Source organism: Mycobacterium sp. GA-2829, from assembly GCF_001499965.1.
Classification (GTDB): domain Bacteria; phylum Actinomycetota; class Actinomycetes; order Mycobacteriales; family Mycobacteriaceae; genus Mycobacterium.
The window spans coordinates 1-1,019 of sequence record NZ_LQIT01000095.1 but is presented as its reverse complement, the minus strand read 5'-3'; the positions used below and the strand labels follow the sequence as shown (position 1 = coordinate 1,019).

Annotated in this window: 2 pseudogenes; one reads left to right on the top strand and one right to left on the bottom strand. The window is 71.6% G+C overall.

The window, feature by feature from the left end:
* Positions 1 to 458, bottom strand: a pseudogene (locus tag AU194_RS30790) (hypothetical protein); the annotation flags it as partial.
* Positions 459 to 607: 149 nt separating this feature from the next.
* Between AU194_RS30790 and AU194_RS30785 the strand changes: the two are divergent.
* Positions 608 to 1,019: pseudogene (locus tag AU194_RS30785) on the top strand (cold-shock protein); the annotation flags it as partial.

Genomic DNA, 1,019 nt, shown 5'->3' with positions numbered 1-1,019 from the left:
TGCGGCACCGGTGGGCCTGCGGGCGGGGCCGCCGACTTGATGGCGCCGGTGATCGCGGGCACCACGACTCCCTTGAGCAGGTCGATCGCCTGACCGGCGCCCAGCTGGTTGGCCGCGCTGGACAGATCGCTCAGCAGACCGCCGCTCTGCGGGGCGACCGGCATCGACGCCATCAGCGGATCGCCGAGGATCGGGTAGGTGCCCAGCGTGGGGTCTGTGGCCAGCGGCGCCGAGATCGGGATCTCACCGGGCGCGGGCAGACCGCCGGTGGAGATCGGCGTCAGCGCCGGATCGAGGCCCAGTGCGGGCGGCGTGGTCAGGCCGGGGGTGTCCAGACCGGGGGTGGTCAGTCCCGGGGTGTCCAGACCGGGTGTGGTGAGCCCGGGCAGGTCGCCCGCGGGGCTGGTCAGTGCCGGGTTGGTGAGCGCCGGATTGGTCAGGCCGGGGTCACCGAGGCCGGCGGCCCCGGGGATGTAGCCAGTCCTGCACCGAAACGGCACCGCAGAAGCCAACGGCGGCTCTGCGGTGCCGTTGCAGTTGTGAAATGTTGCCGTTTCCGGCCGTGTCGAAACATCAGTAACAACTGACACATACGTAACATCAGTCCGTGCTGTCCCGCCGACCTGCGCCATCGCTCATCTTCACCGCGATCGCGGCGACGCTCGTGCTGATGCCGTGGGCGATCACCGGGCTGCCCGGCGACGACGACTCCGCGGCGGCCGATGCCCCCACCCTGATCGAACAGCCGCTCGCCGGGCTCGGCGGCGGCGAGACGATCCGCGAGATCCACCAGGACACCCCGTTCTCGATGGTCGCGCTGACCGCCGAGGACCTCACCGGGACCACCGCACGGGTGCGCGCCAAGAAGGACGACGGCTCCTGGGGCCCCTGGTACGAGGCCGAACCGCTCGAAGGCGTCGGCGAGGAGAACGCCGCCCGCCGCGGCACCGATCCGGTGTTCGTCGGGCGCACCACCACCGTGCAGATCGCGGTGACCCGCCCCGCCGACGCCTTCGAGC